Source organism: Pedobacter sp. ISL-64 (genome assembly GCF_018613605.1).
In the GTDB taxonomy this organism is placed as follows: Bacteria; Bacteroidota; Bacteroidia; order Sphingobacteriales; family Sphingobacteriaceae; genus Pedobacter.
On record NZ_JAGGPU010000004.1, the window covers coordinates 303,456 to 322,351 of the forward strand.

An 18,896-nucleotide genomic window follows, 5' to 3' on the forward strand; every position below is an offset into this window, starting at 1 on the left:
GAGATGACTAAAAGATATAATTATAGTTTTTTTATTTTACTATGCTGTTTGTTGGTATCGTCCCTAACCTATGCACAACAAATTAACTATGTAAAGGGTAAGGTAATTGATAAAAAAGATAAGCAGCCCATTATTGGTGCATCTGTTGTAATTGTTGATAAAGACAAAAGGGTAATTAAAGGTGTTTCGACAGATATTGATGGAAACTATTCTTTACCTGTAGCAGATAAAACCTATAGGATATCGGTTTCATATATTGGTTATAGGTCTTCAGCACCTGTTAATATCGATAAGGCAGTAATCAATTTCCAATTGGAACCTTCTGAAAATCAGATGGATGAAGTTCAGATTGTTTCGAGAGCCAAAACGAACAATGGAAGTGGAATGACGATCGATAAACGCGATCAGACTTCGGCTACGGTTACCATTGATGCCAAAGAACTCGAAGACCTCCAATCGGCATCAATCGATCAGGCTTTGCAAGGCCGCATGGCAGGGGTTGACATTACCGCCAGTACAGGCGATCCGGGCGCGCCGATGCAGATCCGTATCCGCGGTACATCTTCCATTAATGGCGCTACCGATCCGCTAATTGTATTGGATGGTATGCCTTACGACATTACCATTCCTTCTGATTTTAACTTTGCCACCTCTGATGAGAACAATTATGGTCAGCTATTAAATATTGCCCCATCTGATATTAAAGAAATTAGTGTGCTAAAAGATGCTGCGGCTACAGCCGTTTGGGGATCGAGAGCCGCAAACGGTGTATTGATCATTACCACAAAAAGAGGTTCAATTGGTCCGCCAGCTATTTCCTATAATTTTAAAGGTTCGTATTCTAAACAGCCAAGTCCGATCCCGATGTTGGATGGTAACCAGTATTCTTCACTCGTTTTGGAAGAATATTATAATGCGGGCCGTCAGTTTTCTACTTCAGAATTTGCAAAGCAATTTCAATATGATCCGAACGATCCTTATAATTACTATAATTACAGCAACAATACCGATTGGTTATCAGCCATTACGAGGGTAGGTTACCTTCAAGATCATAACCTATCTATTTCGGGTGGTGGTGAAAAAGCCAGATGCCGTGCTTCGGTAAATTATTTTAACCAAACAGGTACTACCATTGGCACAGATTTAAACCGTGTTTCGGCAAGGGTGAATTTAGATTATATGGTGTCGAACAAAATCAGGTTCAGTTCTGATATTTCTTATACACATATCGACCAGAATGGGCTTTTTACGCAGAATGTTAGAGATGTAGCTTATACCAAAATGCCTAACCAGAGCATTTACGAGTACGATGAGTATGGGAATTTAACTTCAAACTTTTTCAGTCCTGCGGCAACCGCACAAGGCTTATTCTTATATAACTTCGATACTAGAAAGGTAACCGGAACTTTTAACCCTTTGGCGATGGCATCAGCAGGTACTAACCACCAATTGGGTGAACGGATTACACCAAAATTTAGTTTACAGTACGAAATTTTGCCAAGTGTGTTACGCCTGAATGGAAGTTTTATGGTAAATATTAATAACACCAAAGTAAAAACCTTCCTTCCACAGATTGCAACAGGCCGCCCTTATACCGAATCGGTAGTCAATACGGCTTCAGATGCTGATGGCGATTCATTCACCATGAACACCAGTATGACATTGGCCTATACACCGAAATTGAACGACAGACACGATATCATAGGTTTTTTACGCTTCGATAGTGAAGATAGCCGCAGAACTGGTCAATACCTGTTTTCAACCAATACGGCATCATCGTATTTATCCGATCCTTCTGTTGATAGCCGTACCAATTACACAGGTTCTGCATCATCATCTTTAGGACAAACCAGGTCAGTTGGTTTATTGGCTAACGTTCAATACAAATTTTTAGACCGTTATATCATTAATGGTAGCATTAGGGGCGATGGTAACTCCAGGTTTGGTGCTGCTAACCGATATGGCATTTTCCCTTCAGTTTCTGGCCGTTGGCGGATATCTGGCGAACCTTTTATGAAAAAGGCCAAATATGTAGATGATTTTAGTTTAAGGGCCAGTTATGGTAAAAGTGGTAACGTTCCGCGTAACGATTATTCTTACTTCAATATTTATCAGAATTACGGTTTTAGTTACCTGAATAATGCCGGTGTGTATTCTACCAATATGGAATTAACCGATTTAAGGTGGGAAACGGTTACTCAATCCAATCTCGGTATTACCTTAAACCTCTTTAAAAATTTAAATATTGACTTCGATTTATACCGTAAACGTACTACCGATCTGTTTTATCCAGGTTTACAGGTACCGAGTTATAACGGATATGGCGGTGTTGATATGAATGTGGGTACGATGGATAACCAGGGCTGGGAAGTAAACCTGAATGCTACTGTCATCAAAAAGAAAAAGATAAGACTAGATCTTGCTTTCAATATTGCACACAACGAAAACGTAATCCGGGAGGTTTCGCCTTTATACCCTCGAGAAAACAAAGGTAGGGTAACCAGTAACAATGTGTACAAAGTATTTGTGCAGGAAAATAATCCTTTCGGGTCGTTTTATGGCTTCAAATTTAAAGGTGTATATCCTGATAAAAACGCAACAGTTGCATTGGATGAGAATGGAAACCAGATTGTTGGGCCGAACGGCGATAAAATTTACATGCGTTTTGCTTATCCTTCTATTGATTATGTTTTCCAACCGGGCGATGCCATGTATGAAGATATTAACCATGACGGGAACATCGATTATAAAGATATTGTGTACCTGGGTAATGGCAACCCGAAACTAACAGGGGGATTTGGATCTAACCTAACCATCAACGGAAACCTTCGCTTAGGTTTTAACTTTACTTTCCGTACCGGATACGATATTATTAACGGTACTAAGATTAACACCACCAATATGTACGGTTTTAATAATCAAAGTACAGCGGTATTGCGCAGGTGGAAAAAAGAGGGTGATGTGACCGATATGCCGAGAGCCATGTACGGTACGGGCTACAACTTTTTAGGCTCTGACCGATACATTGAAGACGGATCATTTTTAAGATTGAGCTCGGTGGTTTTAAAGTACGATTTTGGCAAAACCTTTATGAAGAGATTGGGCATGAAATCGCTCACCACCAATCTTACCGTTCAGAATATCTTAACATTTACTAAATATACTGGTCAGGACCCTGAGGTGCCAATTAAGTTAAATGGGTCGAACACGGTGATAGATAATTCTACCACGCCGCCAATTAAGACAATTACTTTCGGTTTAACTGCTAACTTTTAATTCAAAACTGATGAAAAATATTTTATATAGCACTTGTTTAATCATGATGCTGGTGATGAACAGCTCTTGCAACAAATGGCTCGATCTGCAACCTAGAGATGGAATTACCAGACAGGAATTCTGGAAAACGAAAGAAGATGTTTTAGCAGCAGTTTCTGGTTGTTATACCTCATTACTGGCGCCTCCTCCGGGTATTGGTGATAAATCTTTATTGGAGTACATGTTTATGTATGGTGAGCTTAGGGCCGATATGATTGCAGGCGGGCCTAGTATTACAACAGAAGAAACGGATATTATTAATGTAAATATTACCCAGGATAATACAACAGCAAGATGGGCAGCCTTTTATCGTACCATTAACTATTGCAATACGGTACTCGATTTTGCACCTGGCGTTAAAGCTACCGATCCCACTTTTACCGATGCAGCATTGAACGGTTATGTGGCAGAAGCGCTTACGCTAAGAAGTCTTATGTATTTTTACCTGTTGCGTACCTTTAGAGATGTACCCTTAAAATTAACTGCTACTGTAAAAGATACCGATTTACAGGATCTGCCGAAAACCAAACAGGCCGATATTTTAAAACAGATTGTTGCCGACTTAAAAAAAGCAGAACAAGGAGCGGTTACCACTTATGGTAGCACAAGGTTTGATAAGGGTAGGGTAACCAAATTTACCGTAAATGCTTTGTTAGCCGATGTGTACCTGTGGATGGAAGATTATCCGAACTGTATTACCGAATGTAATAAAATCATCAGTTCGCAAAGATTTGCCCTGGTTGGTGCAGGTTCTGGCTGGTACAATAATGTGTTTTTTAAAGGTTCATCCATCGAAACCATATTTGAATTTGACCAGGCGATTGAAAACCCGTTTTATACTTTACTGGTAAATACCAGACGACGTTTTATCGGTTCCCCGTTTTTGAGTACCGAAATCTTTATTCCAGATGATGTTGATCCGGATAATAACTATGATATCAGACCTGGCTCTTATTATAATGCGGCTTTTACCATTCAAAAATATGGCACGGAAAATCCTTCTTACGTAAAATGGCAAGCATACCGTTATTCCGATATCATGATGATTAAAGCCGAAGCTTTGGCCTTAACCGGAGGTGGTGTAGAAGCTTTGGCATTGGTTGATGAACTGAGATTAAGACGTAATGCTGTAAATGCTACGAAAGTTGCTGTAGACCCTTCAGAAACTGAAGCTTTGTGCGATTATATTTTGGCCGAACGTGCCAGAGAATTTGCTTTTGAAGGCAAAAGATGGTTCGATCTTTTACGTCACGCCAAACGCAATAACTATAGCCGTATTGATATTTTGTTAGATCTTGCAGCCAAAACAGTATCGCCTACGCTTCAACAATCGGCCATTACCAAATTTAGAGATCCCAATAGCCATTACTTGCCGATTTATCAAAGTGAGTTATTTACAGATCCTAATCTCGTACAAAATCCATTTTACACTAAATAGAATAAGTGATATGAAAGTGAAATTAGACATCCGCAACATTACCTATTTGGTTATACTCAGTGCATTTATAATCTTCGTGATTAATGCCTGCAAAAGAGAAAGTTTAACATTGAGTACTACTGATGATGTAAACATTACCGGATTTTTGGAGAAAAATCCAGAAAAATTTTCTCTGTTTACCCAAATCTTAGAAAGATCGGGTACAAAAGGTTACTTAGCAGCATATGGTAAATACACCATATTTACTCCTGATAATAATGCAGTTAACGATTGGTTGAAAAGTTTAAATAAAACAGCAGTCGACCAATTATCAGCTGCAGAACTGAAAGACGTTGTTCGTTTCCACGTTTTGCCAGATACCGTTGCTACAGGCAAATTTACCGATGGTAAGTTAACGCAGATCACCCTTTATGGTCAGTATTTGCAAACTGGTGTTACTTTTAAAGATGGTGTGAGTAGTTTTATCATCAACAAACAGGCACTCATTACCCAATCTAATGTTCGGGTTGGGAATGGGATCATCCATGTTATCGATCATGTGTTAATCCCTTCAACTAAAACACTGGCTTCCACTATCGAAGGCAATATCAGGTATAGCATCTTTACCCAGGCCTTAAAAGAAACTGGTTTTTACGACTCATTAAATTATGTACAATCTGTAATTCCTGATACTACCCGTCGTTTTCAAACGGTAATTCTCGAATCCGATTCGGCAATACAAGCTGCAGGTTTTAGTAATTACGCGGCCTTAAAAGCCAAACTTTCAAAAACAGGTAATCCGAAAAGTCATACTGATAGTTTGTGGATGTATGTAGCTTACCATATTTCAACAGGAGCAAGTTATACCCCAGATATTGTTTCTTCGCCCTCATTGTCAACGTTGGTGCCAAGCGAAATTGTAACCACCAAATTAGCGGGAACCAAAATTTTATTAAATGATGATGAATTTAATGGGGTGATTGAGCCAGGAGTAGAAGTAAACAGAACTTTTAGTAATGTTACGACTTCGAATGGGGTTTTACACGAATCGAAAGGTTTTTACAAAATTAAACCAAGGGTACCTACGGGCGTTTTCTTCGATATAGGCGATCAGCCAGAATTAAAATTATTAGCGGCCTGGCGGGCCCCTGGACAAACCATTCAGCTTTTACAAAATGGAAAATTGATTACCGCAGGCATCAGGCTCGATGCTTACAGAGCAGGCACAATTGGTCCTGTTTATGCCGTGTCGTCAACACCAATAGGTGCGTCTGATGGACGGAGTTATGCCAACAGAGATGTAATTCAGTTTAACCCCACCACCAGTAATACTTTACGTTCTATCTGGATGGAAATCAGAACACCTATGCTGGTAAAAGGTAAATACAAAGTGTGGATATGTTATACCTACAATGGCTCCGGCCCGCTTACACAGGTTGGGGTAGATGTGGGTACAACACAAGAGCAGTTATTGCCAAACCTGGTCGATTTTGCACAAACATTAACCAGTTCTGGTGTGCCTACCGCCAATGCTGCTTTGCCTTCTGCAGATGGATTAATGTTAACCAACGGTTTTAAACGCTATATGGCCACAACTGCCGAAGTAAGTAACGGTGTAAATGGTTTACAACCTATCGCACAGAATAATTTATGGTCGGTTATGGTCGGGAAATTGGCCGGGGTAGTAGATATTAAAACAACTGATAAACACTGGGTTAGGTTTACTACACTACGTGGCAATGGATCCGGAATTATGAATATGGATATGATTCACTTTATTCCGATTGATGATGATCAGAACTATCCAAGATTTAGTCCGTCGGGCCTGATTTATAAACGCCCATAACTAATTGAGCTATAGAACTAATAATATAAATAATGACTAGAAAATATATCATATATGTTGCCCTGCTCAGTATCAGTGCAGTTTTATATTCCTGTAAAGATAACCTGGAACTTCATAATGAGCTTACCAATGTAGATAACAGTTTAGATCTTGCACAAAAGCTCGATGCCCAGTCTAACCTAAGTGTTTTTAACGGTTATGTTAAAACTACGGGTTATGATAAGGTGCTTGCGGGTGCGCAAAATTATACGGTTTGGGCACCAACCAATCAGGCTTTAGCCAGTTTAGATGCAGCAATTGTTTCTGATCCTGCAAAATTAAAAGATTTTGTAGCCAACCATATTGCACTATCTACTTTCCCATTAAACAAAGAGGGCGATACCACAAGGTTGAAACTGCTTAATAATAAGTTTGGTGTTTTTACCAGCACTAAATTTGAAGATGGCACTGTTTCTGCTGCTGGCCAGTTCGTAAAAAATGGGGTATTGTATACCGTAGATCAGGCTGTTCCAACCAAACAGAATATTTGGGATTATATGCTCAACAGTACTGATGGTGCTTTGCAAAAGAACTACATTAATAATCTGTCGATTACCGTTATCGATACCGCAAACGCTACTGTTATTGGCTATAATGCATTGGGGAATCCAATTTTTGCCCCCAATCCACCAATGATATCCAGAAATACTTACTGGGTAAATGTAGCCGATTTGAGAGACGAAAGCCAGCAATACACTTATTTTATATTACAGGATGCTGCTTTTACAGCCGAATCGGCAAAACTTTCAACCTATTATCCAAGTGTAAATCCGAATTTGAATGCTTCCTACTTCTTGGTAAAAGATTTAACCGTTAAAGGCGTTTACCCGATTGAAAAGTTGCCAGATACACTGATTTCTTTACAAGGCGTAAAAGTGCCAGTCAATAAGGCTAATATTATCCGTTCGTACCGGGCCAGTAACGGGATGGTGCATGTTGTAAATGCGCTGCCTTTCCGTTTAAAAGATAAAATACCAGAATTTAAAATCGAAGGTGAAAAACCACAATTCGTTAGTGCTGCACGTACACTTTTATACCGCACAAAGCTTGATAATTTAGGGAAAACCTTTAACGATATTGAGGTTTATGACCATAAGTATGCCGAATTTGGTGTGTTTTATACTAAAGCCAATTTACCGGTAGTAAAATATAAAGTTTACGCAAGGGCCATTTCTGGTTTGCCTGGCGACCCACAGGTGGCGGCGTTTACACAGCGTTACTTCTTTTTTAACCCTGCCACAGTAAGTTATACTTTGTTTTATACCCATCTGGTAAATCCCTTAACCTATAACGAAACCTACTTAGGAGAATACACTCCGGCACAGTTTGGCAATTTTCAGGTGAGGTTAACCGCCGCAAACAGTACGAATGTAAATGTGAGTACGCTCATATTGGATTATCTACGCTTCGAACCAGTTTTACCTTAATTATGAATCTTGCTTTCAAAAAAAATACTATGTATAATTTTACAACGATAAAAAAAGTTTGGGGCATATTGCTTTGCTTACTGGTGTTTGGCTTAGCTGCACAGGCACAGGAAGTAGATTCGATGAAAACCGAAACAGATACCACTACCGTAAAAGTAAAGGCCCGCGCAGTTAAGGGTGAAAAAATAAGGGGTGTTGTGCTCGATGGAAATACCAATAAGCCTTTAGTGGGCATTAATATCACGGTTACTGGTTTTAATGCCGCCATTACCGACGAAAAAGGAAGGTTTACTGTAGTGGTACCCGATTATAAGGCCAGCATTATTATTTCGGGTAATGGTTTCCAAACCAAGGTGCTACCAGTTTATAAAGACAAAGAAATCAGAACCAAACTTTACCCGTTATCATTTGCCTCGGTTTACAACGAGGTAGTTACGCCGATAGGTACGGTTTCACAGGCACGGGCAATACCCGCTATCAGTAATGTGAGTTTGCAAGGCAACTGGGCCAGTAATTCTGAAAGTGTAATGAGTTACGTTCAGGGCAGGGCAGCAGGAGTTAAAGTTACCAGGCGCTCAGGAACGCCTGGTGTAGGTGCCGATGTGCTCATTAGAGGGTTTAACTCTCTGTATGCTACAAATCAGCCTTTATATGTGGTTGATGGTATGATTTTCGATGCCAATAATTACGGTACTTCGCTAATTAAAGGTCATGTTAACAATCCGCTTCAATTTATCGATGTTCGGGATATTGAAAATATCAGCATCATTAAAGACGCGGCTTTGGCAGCTACTTATGGAGTGAAAGCGGCAAATGGGGTGGTGTTAATTACCACCAACCGTGCACACGATCTGGCTACCAATATCGATTTTTCTGGTTACGCAGGTTTCAATTTCAAGCCTAAAAACTTACCTGTAATGGGGGCTTCTGATTATAGGTTATATCTTTCTGATATTTTAAAAAGTCAGGGGTTAAGCAATAGTGCCATTGCCGCAAAACCTTATATGAACGACAGTCCAACCAATCCCGATTATTTTAAATACCACAACGAAACGAATTGGCAGAATGAAGTATTAAAAAGCAGTTTCGATCAGAACTATTTTTTAAAGGTAACCGGTGGCGATAATATTGCGAAGTATGCACTTTCTGCTGCTTATGCCAGAGATAGGGGCGTAATTGATAGCACTGATAATTTAAAATACAGTACGCGCTTTAATAGTGATTTAAACCTGACTAAAAAACTGCAGGGAAGCACCAGTTTATCATTTACCTATACCGAACAGCGTTTAAAAGACCAGGGAATTGCTCCGATAACCAACCCACTGTTTCTAGCTTTGGTTAAATCGCCTTTTATGGCCAGAAATGAAATAAATTCGACTGGGGCCGTTTCACCAAATTTAGCGGATTACGATACTTTACAGGTGAGTAATCCACGAGCTTTAATCGAGAAAGGACAAAATTTAAAAAAGGCTTATCGATTTTATGGAAACATCAATTTCGATTTTACTTTCAATAAAAACTTTAAACTATCTAACCTAAGTGGTGTAACTTACGATAAAACACAGGAAACGCTTTTTATTCCAAGAAAAGGAGTAACCAACGATACGCTTTCCAATTATGTAGGCGATAGCCGTTTGGGTACTCAGGTAGGGAGGTTTTTTAATGTGTTTAACGATCTGCGCTTAACTTACGATCAATCTTTTGGCTCATATAGTAAATTACATGCAATTGTAGGTACCCGATATTCGCAGAGCGAAAGCGAGCAGGACTATGCTTTGGGTTTTAACTCTGCAACAGATGAATTGATTAGCATTGGTAACAGTAATGCCGCTTTTAGAACATTTGGTGGTGATATTGGGAAATGGCGTACGCTGAACAATTACCTGTCTGCCAATTATAGCTATGCCGATAAATACCTGGTTAATTTCTCAATGGCTGTTGATGGATCTTCGCGCTTTGGTGCAAAGGCCGATCAGGGTTTCTTAAACTTCGATGATGGTTTGAGGATTAATGGAAGCCGTTATGCCGTTTTACCCGCTGTTGGTGCTGCCTGGGTAATCTCTTCAGAGAAATTTATGCGCAACTTACACCGTGTTGACCTTTTGAAATTAAGAATGAGCTATGGTTTAGTTGGAAATGATGATGTTGGGAATTATACCGCCAGAAAATATTATACCTCTCAAAATGTATTGGGCATCAGGGGTATCGTAACCGGAAATTTTGCTAATCCCAATCTACAATGGGAAACCGTACGCAAGTTTAATACCGGTATAGATGGTTCCTTTTTTAGTGAGCGCCTAAGCATCAGCTTAGATTATTGGAGAAACAGCACTAAAAATATGCTAAGCTATCAATTGCTAAGTGTTGTTACGGGTACTGCTTCTTTTATCAACAACAATGGTGGCATGCAGACAAATGGTTTAGATTTAGCCTTAAACGGCCGGATTCTGAATGAAAAATTAAAATGGGATGCGGGTTTAACCATCGGTACATCAACCAATAAAATTACCAGTTTACCTGATGGAAATTCAGTTATAACCAGTTATGTAGGTGGTGCTTACATCAGCCAGGTTGGTCAGTCGTCCAATCAGTTTTACGGTTATAAAACCAATGGTGTTTTTGCAACCAATGCAGAGGCCACTGCCTCAGGTTTATCTAGCCGCAACAGTTTGGGAGCACTTGTACCATTTACAGGGGGTGATGTAAAGTTTACCGATAGCAATGGCGATAAGATTATTGACGATGCCGACCGCACCGTTATTGGTAATCCTAATCCGAATTTATTTGGAAACTTTAACAATACCTTCACTTACAAAAACTGGAGTTTAGATGCTTTAATCACTTTTGTCAGCGGTAACGACGTTTACAATTATACGAGGGCACAGCTAGAATCTGGAAGTACTTATTACAACCAAACACCAAATATTGGCAACAGGTGGAAAGGTGATGGACAAGTTACGTCGGTACCAAAAGCTACTTATGGTGATCCGGTAGGGAATGCCCGTTTTTCTGACCGCTGGATAGAAGATGGCTCTTATTTACGTTTGCGAACCATTAATGTAACCTATAATGTACCCTTAAAACTGAAAGCCATTAAGTACGCAAAAATTTATGCTACGGCTAACAACCTGTTTACTGTAACCAATTATTTAGGCTATGATCCGGAATTTAGTAACTCAGGAAGTTTATTTAGCCAGGGCGTAGATACCACCCTTGAGCCGCAATTCAGGTCGTTTCAGCTAGGTGTTAGAGTTGGATTATAATTAAGAAAGATATACTCATGAAAATGAACATAAATAAAAAAATTGCATCCCTTTTGCTGTTGGGTATTTTATCGGCAGGTTCGTGGTCTTGCAAAAAAATGCTTGACATACCAACCGAAGATAAATTGGATAGTGTAAATGCTTTTAAAACAGTATCTGATGCAGATGCGGCGGTTATCGGTATTTACGGCCAGTTTTTGGGCCTGGAAAAACTGTATATCCTGCAGAACGAACTGCGTGGAGATTTAATGGATGTTACCTCCAAATCAAGTACCGATCTGCAGGAGTTATCATCACATACCGAAACAAAAAACAATCAATATGTTGATCCAAGACCATATTATCAGGTGATTGTGAATTGTAACGATGTGCTTAAAAACTTTAAAATGATGGTCGATGATCGCCGGATGAGTGTTGATGATTACAACAAACGCTATTCAGATATTGCCACGTTGAGGAGCTGGATTTATCTGCATTTAGGTATTCAATATGGTAGTGTACCATATATTACCGATGCGATAGAAACGGTAGATGATTTGAAAAACCTGGCCAATTACCCAAAAACACCGTTTGATCAGCTCTTGGATAAATTAATTGCCTTTAACGAGAGCTTGCCATATAAGGAAGCTTATGCTTATCCAACAGGAACATCCTTACTGGTTACCATTGATGCTAATAGTACCCAAAAATTGTTTGCTTCCAAAGCCTTTCTATTAGGCGATCTTTACTTATGGAAAGGCAATTATATTAAAGCAGCCGAAAATTATGCCAAGCTGATGAACGCCGAAAATGGCAATGCAAATGATAACTTTAGATTTAACTTTTACAAAATCAATAACTCTGGTGATGTGGCGTATGCCAATTTAGCCGTTCTGTTTAGCAGAAGCGGGCAAGATCCTACCAGTTTAATCAATAGTTTAGATGCCGGCTGGCGTGCTATTTTTGCCTTGCCAACCACCTCGAGTCCATGGAGCACCGAGTGGTTATGGGCAATGCCTTATAATACCGCCTTTAAACCTGTAAACCCAATGATTGATTTGTGTTCGCCGCTTAAAAGCTATCAGATAAAACCTTCGCAGGCTATAAAAGACTTGTGGAATAGCCAGGTTACTACTAGCGGTGTTCCTTTCGATCCGAGGAGCAAATTATCGTTCAATGCTTCGGCCATGGGCGAAGAAATTACCAAATTAACCGATAACGGTGGGAAATGGGGCATTTATCGTGCATCACTATTACACCTGCGTTTTTCGGAAGCTGCCAATAGAGATGGACAGACCAAGTTAGGCTGGGCATTGTTAAACACGGGAATCAGAAATACTTATTATGTAGGTACGTTTACAGCTGGCGCCCAGGCACCAGTTTCGGTAGCCGAGTTAAATACCATGATAACGCCTTATCCACAAACTTCACCATATTATTTCGATGCCAGAAAAAATAACGATGTTTCGGGTACCTGGTACCGTAACTGTGGCATTAGGGGTAGGGCAGTGTTAAATGCTATCGATGTGAGTTACCAGACAGATATGCTTGGTTTGGAAGGCAAATTAATTGATGAGGCCGCATTGGAGCTTGCTTTTGAAGGTAACCGCTGGCCTGATTTGGTCCGTATTGCCCGAAGACAGAATAACCCAGCCTTTTTAGCAGATCGCATTTACCAAAAGCTGTTAAAAGCAGGTAACCCTAATGCAAGCCTTGCCAGGCAAAAATTAATGGATCCGGCTAACTGGTACTTGCCGTTTGATTGGAAATAGAAAAATAAATAAGAGGTTGCATCATAATGGCGATTTCACCTCAAATGCTGTCATGTTGTCCAAAGGACTCCTACGGAGAGCTTGTCGAAACACCTTAAAGAGTACTTAAGATAGCAACTCCATAAGAGGCCCTTCGACAGGCTACCATTGACAGATCTCTTAAGAAAGGTCGTCATTGCGAGGAACGAAGCAATCTTAATGCGCACGCTAGTAGCGATCGTTGTAAGATTGCTTCGTCGGCTGAAAAAGCCTTCTCGCAATGACGATTCCTCGCCGTTTACAATACGATAAAAACCCTTCTGTCATTTATATTGATTTTTATAAAATAAATTACCCCTCAGGATGACAAAACTATATTTATGGATGCAACCTGTTATTATTATTAAAAAGCTTCTAGGTCCAAAATCTGTGCCTTGTATGCTGCAGGAAGAATTAAGTTTCTTAACGGTTTGTTCACCCTCAGTTTCCTGCTTATTTTGTATAAAATAAGTATTGGTTTAATGGGTTTTCCTTCCCCCAGTTTAAGCAATTCTTTCACTTTAAGTGGGACGATGAGTGCTTGTATTTTTCGCATTAATAAATACCTCAGCGCACCCAGGTGTTTTTTGTACTGATCAAAAAGATCATGAGAAAAGCAACTATAAATTAAATTTTCCTGTAGCTGTTGTTCATGCATCATTTGCCAGGCCGCAAAATTACCAGGAAGTCCATTTATTTTCATGCGGCATCCAACTTGATAGAAAGTAGTAAATATTTCTTCCTTTTCTGTTAAAGTAAGTTTTCTTTCCAGCACTTCGAAAGCACGGATAGAATAGTCAATCAGCATGAATAATACGTCTCTATAGGCCCAATCTGGAATTTTAGCACTTCTCCCGGCTTCAACATGCTGATGGATCATGGTAATCTGATCTATCGCTGCATTGGCTTCAGTTAAAGTGGAAAACACGATTTTTTGCGCGTAGGCAACAGTAGAAAATAATCTTCCCAGTGGATCTTTAGGCAGTTTGCCGGTAAAATACAACCAATCAACAGCTTTATTCAGACTAAATTCTGCTGCGGCGCCGGCAAAAATAAAAAGCACAACATCTGTGTTGCCCCATATTTTCCTTACGATAGAATGTTTGTTTACAAAGTCCATAATCCATAATGCTCTTCTAATATTTCAATTTTTTTGATGTTGATGCGGCATAGTATCAGCGGGATAACGCCGATGATACCAAAAGAACAGTCTATCATTTGCCAAAATACTGGAATGTGGCGGATGTTTCCGGCAATTAAGGCCAATGGAATAATCGAGACACAACAGATGATACCAAATTCGATTACCCATTTGTTTTTGATAGGATCTTTTAATGGGCCGATAAAAAGCACGGCCAGCATGATGTGTGCAAAAGCCAGCCAATCGGTGCCATAACTTAAAAAAGCATAACGTAAGTTGGTCACTTTAAGTCCCTGATAAACTGCTTCAATCCAGTTTTGAAGACAACTTGGTAAAATTGTACTGTATTTAACCAGATAGGCCATTTCGGTCTCTAACGGAAAAGCGGTTAATCCGCTTATTGTCAATCCGACAATGATTGTGCAGACGTATATTTTGGAACTTCGCCTTAATTTTTTTTCTTCCGTAGTCATGGCTTACCGGTTAAATAATATTGATTTTCAAGTAATTGCACCACTTGGTGGTGAAGGTCTTTACGATTGTTCGCATTTACATTCACCAGATAAAAAAGCTTCGATCCCATTGCTCCAGTCCATCTCCAAAATAACTGATCAATACTCTTGACCGTGCCATTATCAAACCACCAGGCAGCATAAATCCGATCAGTTCCTTTACTGAGGATGGCGGTGTAAATTTCAGTATTAGCTACTTTTTCTTTTTTAATATTATTAAAATCATAACCACTGCCTGTCCAACATAGTTTAGGGTCGTGCCCGGGAACATAAAATGCAGCAGGCTTGATATAAATTAAGGCTTCGTTATTTTCGAACTTGGATATTCCTGTTTCCAATTGTTTCTTCTTGAAGCCGGCTAATTGAATTTGATTGTTTATAGGCGTCAATTGATCGGCTTTTACAATATTCCGAGCGATAAAAATTAGCAAAGCCATTAAGGTAATATGTAATAACGGAAACCTGATATTATAACTTCCTGACCTGCTTTGAATAGAAATCTGTTTGACCCTGGAAAAGCGTCTGATGATAACTTTAGAAATAAATATTAATGGTAGGATAACATAAATAGATAAGCAGATTAGCCCAATCGCATTATGAAAAACGGTACCAGGCATACTTTTGAAAAGTACCAGTAACAAGATCCTGAAAAAATTGCTGCAGATGTTTAATCCGATAGTTAGGAAAAACAGCCCGCCAACCAGTATAAATGGCAGCTGTTTATCGGTCTGTTTTTGGTGATATACCAATAAGAATAAACAGATGATGAGCGAAATAACAAGCATATTTAAGCCTGCACAAGCCGGATCTACCGCAAAACTATGTTTTTCGAGTTCAATAATATTCCCGAGGGCAGTGGCATGCACGCCTATTGTATTAAGAAGCTCAGTTACCTTAGTCGTAAGCCATAAGCGGATGGGGAAATCTACAATAGAGATCAGATATTTAAATACCGGAGAAAGGAGAAAAAGTAAAAACAAAAAGGCTTCGCTTAACTTACCCAGGCTATTTTCTATTAATAATAATGTAGCAAATAACAATGCAATAAAAAACAAGGTCTTAACTGGTATACAAATAGCTAAAACAATTGTTATAACAGCAGGGATTAAGTACCTTAATGAGAATTGACCACGGTTAAGATCACAGATAAATGGCGCAAGTAACAGACCTGCATATAAATTTATACCCCAGTTTAAAAAGCCAGGTAGAAACCATAAAAATATAATAAGATACACGAAACTTATTCCCGCAAGCACAAAGGGAAGGACTGGTTTTTTGAGATCGATAACTAACATATTATAGTCTGTTTTTCTTTCCTTTTAAACAACATATAGCTAACAAAGATCATGCACAGGGCAAAGAGTGCCCACTCGTGTGGCTCTGGCACGGCGCCCGATGATTTCATTGAAGCATTTTTTAAACTGTTTTTGTTCTCCTCAATATTAAAACGATCATAATCTTTTTGCGTTTCGAGTACGATTAAGCTTGATACAGGTGATACAATGAAAGCTTGTTCTGCCTCTGCAACTAAATCAGGTTTGATGTAATTCTTTGAGAAAAAATCTGGGCCTACTTTTTTCATGATATCATTATAGGCAAATAAGCGTAACAGATGATCAGGTGCATTTTGAGTCTGTACATCGTCTACTTTTTTGATCATTAAAGCCGCATTTTCAATTACAACAGTTTGTTCATTTTCTTGATTTTGAATAAATAAATGATTGGTCAGTAATTTATCCAGGTCTTCCATACTTCCAGATGCATAGTTAAATACCCGAAGTTCTTTTAATGCTTTCAGATATGGACTTTCTAACAATCCCAGGTTAAAAAAATAGATCTGTTTTGGCGTTTTTAGGTAATTTACAAGCTCTTTACTAAAATCGCTATCTGCCAGGTCGCTTAGGTTAGGGGTTTGTGCACCTCCCTTCGATACAAATAATGTTTTTTCGGGAGCGCTTATTTCCTGGACAGGAAACAAGCTAAAAGTATAACCAGAAAGCTTGTTAAATAGCTCTTCGCGGTTTTGCGGCGTAAGTTTGATCATTGTACGGTCGAAAACATAAACAGGTTTTTCTTGCGCCATTGTGCAAACCGAATCGAATTCTGTTTTACTCCAGCTACGGTTAATATCCAGATATATGCGATCAGGACTAAATGAGTTATATTTTTTATTGTAATTAACGAGTTGATAACTGCTGCCAGCAAAAGAAAATGCTTCCGTTGATAATGGAGGTGCCAAACATGAAATGCTTGCGTTCAATTGTTGTTTTTCGTTAGCTAAATAAACATTCCGATCCGTTTCTTTAAAAGCTTTGGGCAGTCTTAATCCTGTTATATTGCCTGAATAAGTGAGTTGAGTGGTCTCTAAAACGTTGTTGGCAACCGGCCCCTCAAAAAACATTGGTTGATAGATCAGCTGCTTTCCTTCTTTACGCAGCGGACTGGTTACACCAATCTTAAACTTGCGATTTTCTTTAGGCGTGCAAGGAAATACCCGTACTGTAATGGTGTTGCCCTCTTGCCAATGAATTACAGAAGGATCACGTTGTTCTACACCTACAATGGTATTATAAGCAGAATCTGCTTTAGCTTTTGTAGTCAACCTCGATTTTTCTTCTTTTCCCGCTATCCATAACGATAATGAAGAAACTACCGAACCCGGTGAGAGATTAAAAGTATAAATAGCTTCCTGACTGCTCCAGGAGAATTTAGCATTGTTCTTAATCATTACCGTTTTTTCAGTATAAGCCAATCGATATGCCGGAAATAATTTGATGTTATTGATTATACTCATAGTTTCGAGGTGGTCGCCCTCCCATAAACGCTCTTGCACCTGATGCCTGGCCCGATGTAATGATTTTAAAATATTGATTCTTTCTTTTTCGTCGAGGTTAGTTTTTTTAAACAATAACGTGGCAATCACGACCAATGGGTCATGTTGTTGTTTCTCCTCGAATGAAATGTTAGGCATCCTTCCCCAAAAAAGATTGTCTATATCCGCTTCGTGATACACGAATCCTGTTTTTAATAAACGTTCGGTAACAAAAGTTGGTTCAAGTTGCTGGCTCACTTCAACCCAGGCAGGCAATTTCGAATCATTTAAACTATTTCTGTTGATTATTGAGTTTATTTTTTCACTGGTTTGTTGCCATTTTAAAGAGAAAAAGGTTAATATGATAAGAGGTAATAAGCAACCTGCAACGATTGGATACCACAATTTTCTATCAATGCGTGTAGCCTTTGTAATAAGGGAAATGGTAACAATCGTTAAAAATAATGGAATATAAGTATGAATAGAGATGCCTAAAGCCACTAAGCCAATCAAACTAATAACATAGAGCGGAAATAGATACATGGAATAATAAATGAAAAGTATTAAGGCCAGCCCGACAAAAAAGAAGAGGATATACCTGATTTTTTGTAAAAGGACCAATTTAAAGTTCGAGGCAAGGATTAATGTAATAACCGACAGGATAATCCATATTGAACACCATGTTACTGAGCTATCAAATACATTCATTTCGCGGTTTAAACTAAATGCGCTAATGAATAATAGAATGAGTAATAAAACCGTATGATGTAATTTTCCTTGCCCCCAATGCCATTTATAATTCGAGAAAAGATGTACAAGTAAGCAGATTTGATAAATTGCAGATAGGGCGTAGTTAACAAAAAATACACCTGTGCTATTTTCCTGTTCGATATTGATGGTTAGTCCAAAAATGATTGCAGAAATGGCTACCATAATTAATCCGCTAAAATATAGAGGATCCTGTGAACGTAATTTATTTAATTGATTCATGTTTTTTGGTTTTTAAAGTGCTTTGTATTTCAAAGTTTTTGTCGAGAAAAAAAACAGCTTTATTGCTGTTTCGTAAAGTGCTTTGTATTTCAAAGTAAAAACTAAAAACTGAATATTCCAAAAAAAATATTGAAGATTTTTGCGAGTGGACATTTTCGGCTCTTGTTTTGGGGTTGGGAAATTGGAGATCAGCCAGGCTTAAAATTGGGAAAAAGGCGGTTATTTACCATGGCTTTGCACCAGCTAATCGTATGAGTTTAAAAGCAAAAGAGCCAGCATCGCGCTGGCGCTCTTGTTATCATTAACTAAACTAAATCAACGCACTGCTGTTAGCGGTTGTTTCATTCGTTAAACAAATATCTGTC

General features: G+C 38.9%; 10 protein-coding genes. 6 read left to right on the forward strand and 4 right to left on the reverse strand.

The genetic code is table 11. From position 1 onward, the window contains the following. The first annotated feature begins 3 nt into the window (after nucleotides 1-3). From J7E57_RS05950 to J7E57_RS05975, 6 genes are read left to right on the forward strand one after another with little or no spacing between them, the layout of a single operon-like run. The gene (locus J7E57_RS05950) at nucleotides 4-3,276 is read left to right on the forward strand and encodes a SusC/RagA family TonB-linked outer membrane protein (protein ID WP_215126033.1); all 3,273 of its coding nucleotides are present in this window, start codon (nucleotides 4-6) and stop codon (nucleotides 3,274-3,276) included. A 10-nt stretch (nucleotides 3,277-3,286) separates the two neighbouring features. Continuing rightward, nucleotides 3,287-4,753, forward strand: a complete 1,467-nt coding sequence (locus J7E57_RS05955; protein ID WP_251029814.1) for a RagB/SusD family nutrient uptake outer membrane protein — start codon at nucleotides 3,287-3,289, stop codon at nucleotides 4,751-4,753. A 10-nt stretch (nucleotides 4,754-4,763) separates the two neighbouring features. Continuing rightward, nucleotides 4,764-6,578, forward strand: coding sequence for a fasciclin domain-containing protein (locus J7E57_RS05960; protein ID WP_215126034.1), 1,815 nt, complete (start codon nucleotides 4,764-4,766; stop codon nucleotides 6,576-6,578). A 32-nt stretch (nucleotides 6,579-6,610) separates the two neighbouring features. Further along, nucleotides 6,611-8,044: a fasciclin domain-containing protein gene (locus tag J7E57_RS05965; RefSeq protein ID WP_215126035.1), complete on the forward strand. Its 1,434-nt coding sequence runs from the start codon at nucleotides 6,611-6,613 to the stop codon at nucleotides 8,042-8,044. Nucleotides 8,045-8,073: 29 nt separating this feature from the next. Continuing rightward, on the forward strand, nucleotides 8,074-11,307 hold the full coding sequence (locus tag J7E57_RS05970; RefSeq protein WP_215126036.1) for a SusC/RagA family TonB-linked outer membrane protein: 3,234 nt from the start codon (nucleotides 8,074-8,076) through the stop codon (nucleotides 11,305-11,307). Between the two features lie 23 nt (nucleotides 11,308-11,330). Next, nucleotides 11,331-13,058 carry a RagB/SusD family nutrient uptake outer membrane protein gene (locus J7E57_RS05975; protein WP_215126037.1) on the forward strand — a complete coding sequence of 576 codons (1,728 nt, stop codon included), beginning with the start codon at nucleotides 11,331-11,333 and terminating at the stop codon, nucleotides 13,056-13,058. 382 nt (nucleotides 13,059-13,440) lie between these two features. Here J7E57_RS05975 and J7E57_RS05980 read toward each other — a convergent pair whose 3' ends face one another. Genes J7E57_RS05980 through J7E57_RS05995 form a run of 4 tightly spaced genes read right to left on the reverse strand, consistent with a single transcriptional unit; the run spans nucleotide 13,441 to nucleotide 18,531 of the window. After that, nucleotides 13,441-14,196 carry an oxygenase MpaB family protein gene (locus J7E57_RS05980; protein ID WP_251029815.1) on the reverse strand — a complete coding sequence of 252 codons (756 nt, stop codon included), beginning with the start codon at nucleotides 14,194-14,196 and terminating at the stop codon, nucleotides 13,441-13,443. Next, on the reverse strand, nucleotides 14,184-14,690 hold the full coding sequence (locus J7E57_RS05985) for a hypothetical protein (protein WP_215126038.1): 507 nt from the start codon (nucleotides 14,688-14,690) through the stop codon (nucleotides 14,184-14,186). The genes J7E57_RS05980 and J7E57_RS05985 overlap by 13 nt, the downstream gene beginning before the upstream one ends. Beyond that, complete coding sequence (gene xrtN, locus J7E57_RS05990; protein ID WP_215126039.1) at nucleotides 14,687-16,024, reverse strand: exosortase N; 1,338 nt, start codon at nucleotides 16,022-16,024, stop codon at nucleotides 14,687-14,689. The genes J7E57_RS05985 and xrtN overlap by 4 nt, the downstream gene beginning before the upstream one ends. Further along, nucleotides 16,018-18,531, reverse strand: coding sequence for an XrtN system VIT domain-containing protein (locus J7E57_RS05995; protein ID WP_215126040.1), 2,514 nt, complete (start codon nucleotides 18,529-18,531; stop codon nucleotides 16,018-16,020). Before J7E57_RS05995 ends, xrtN begins: the two co-directional genes overlap by 7 nt. Nucleotides 18,532-18,896: the final 365 nt, after the last annotated feature.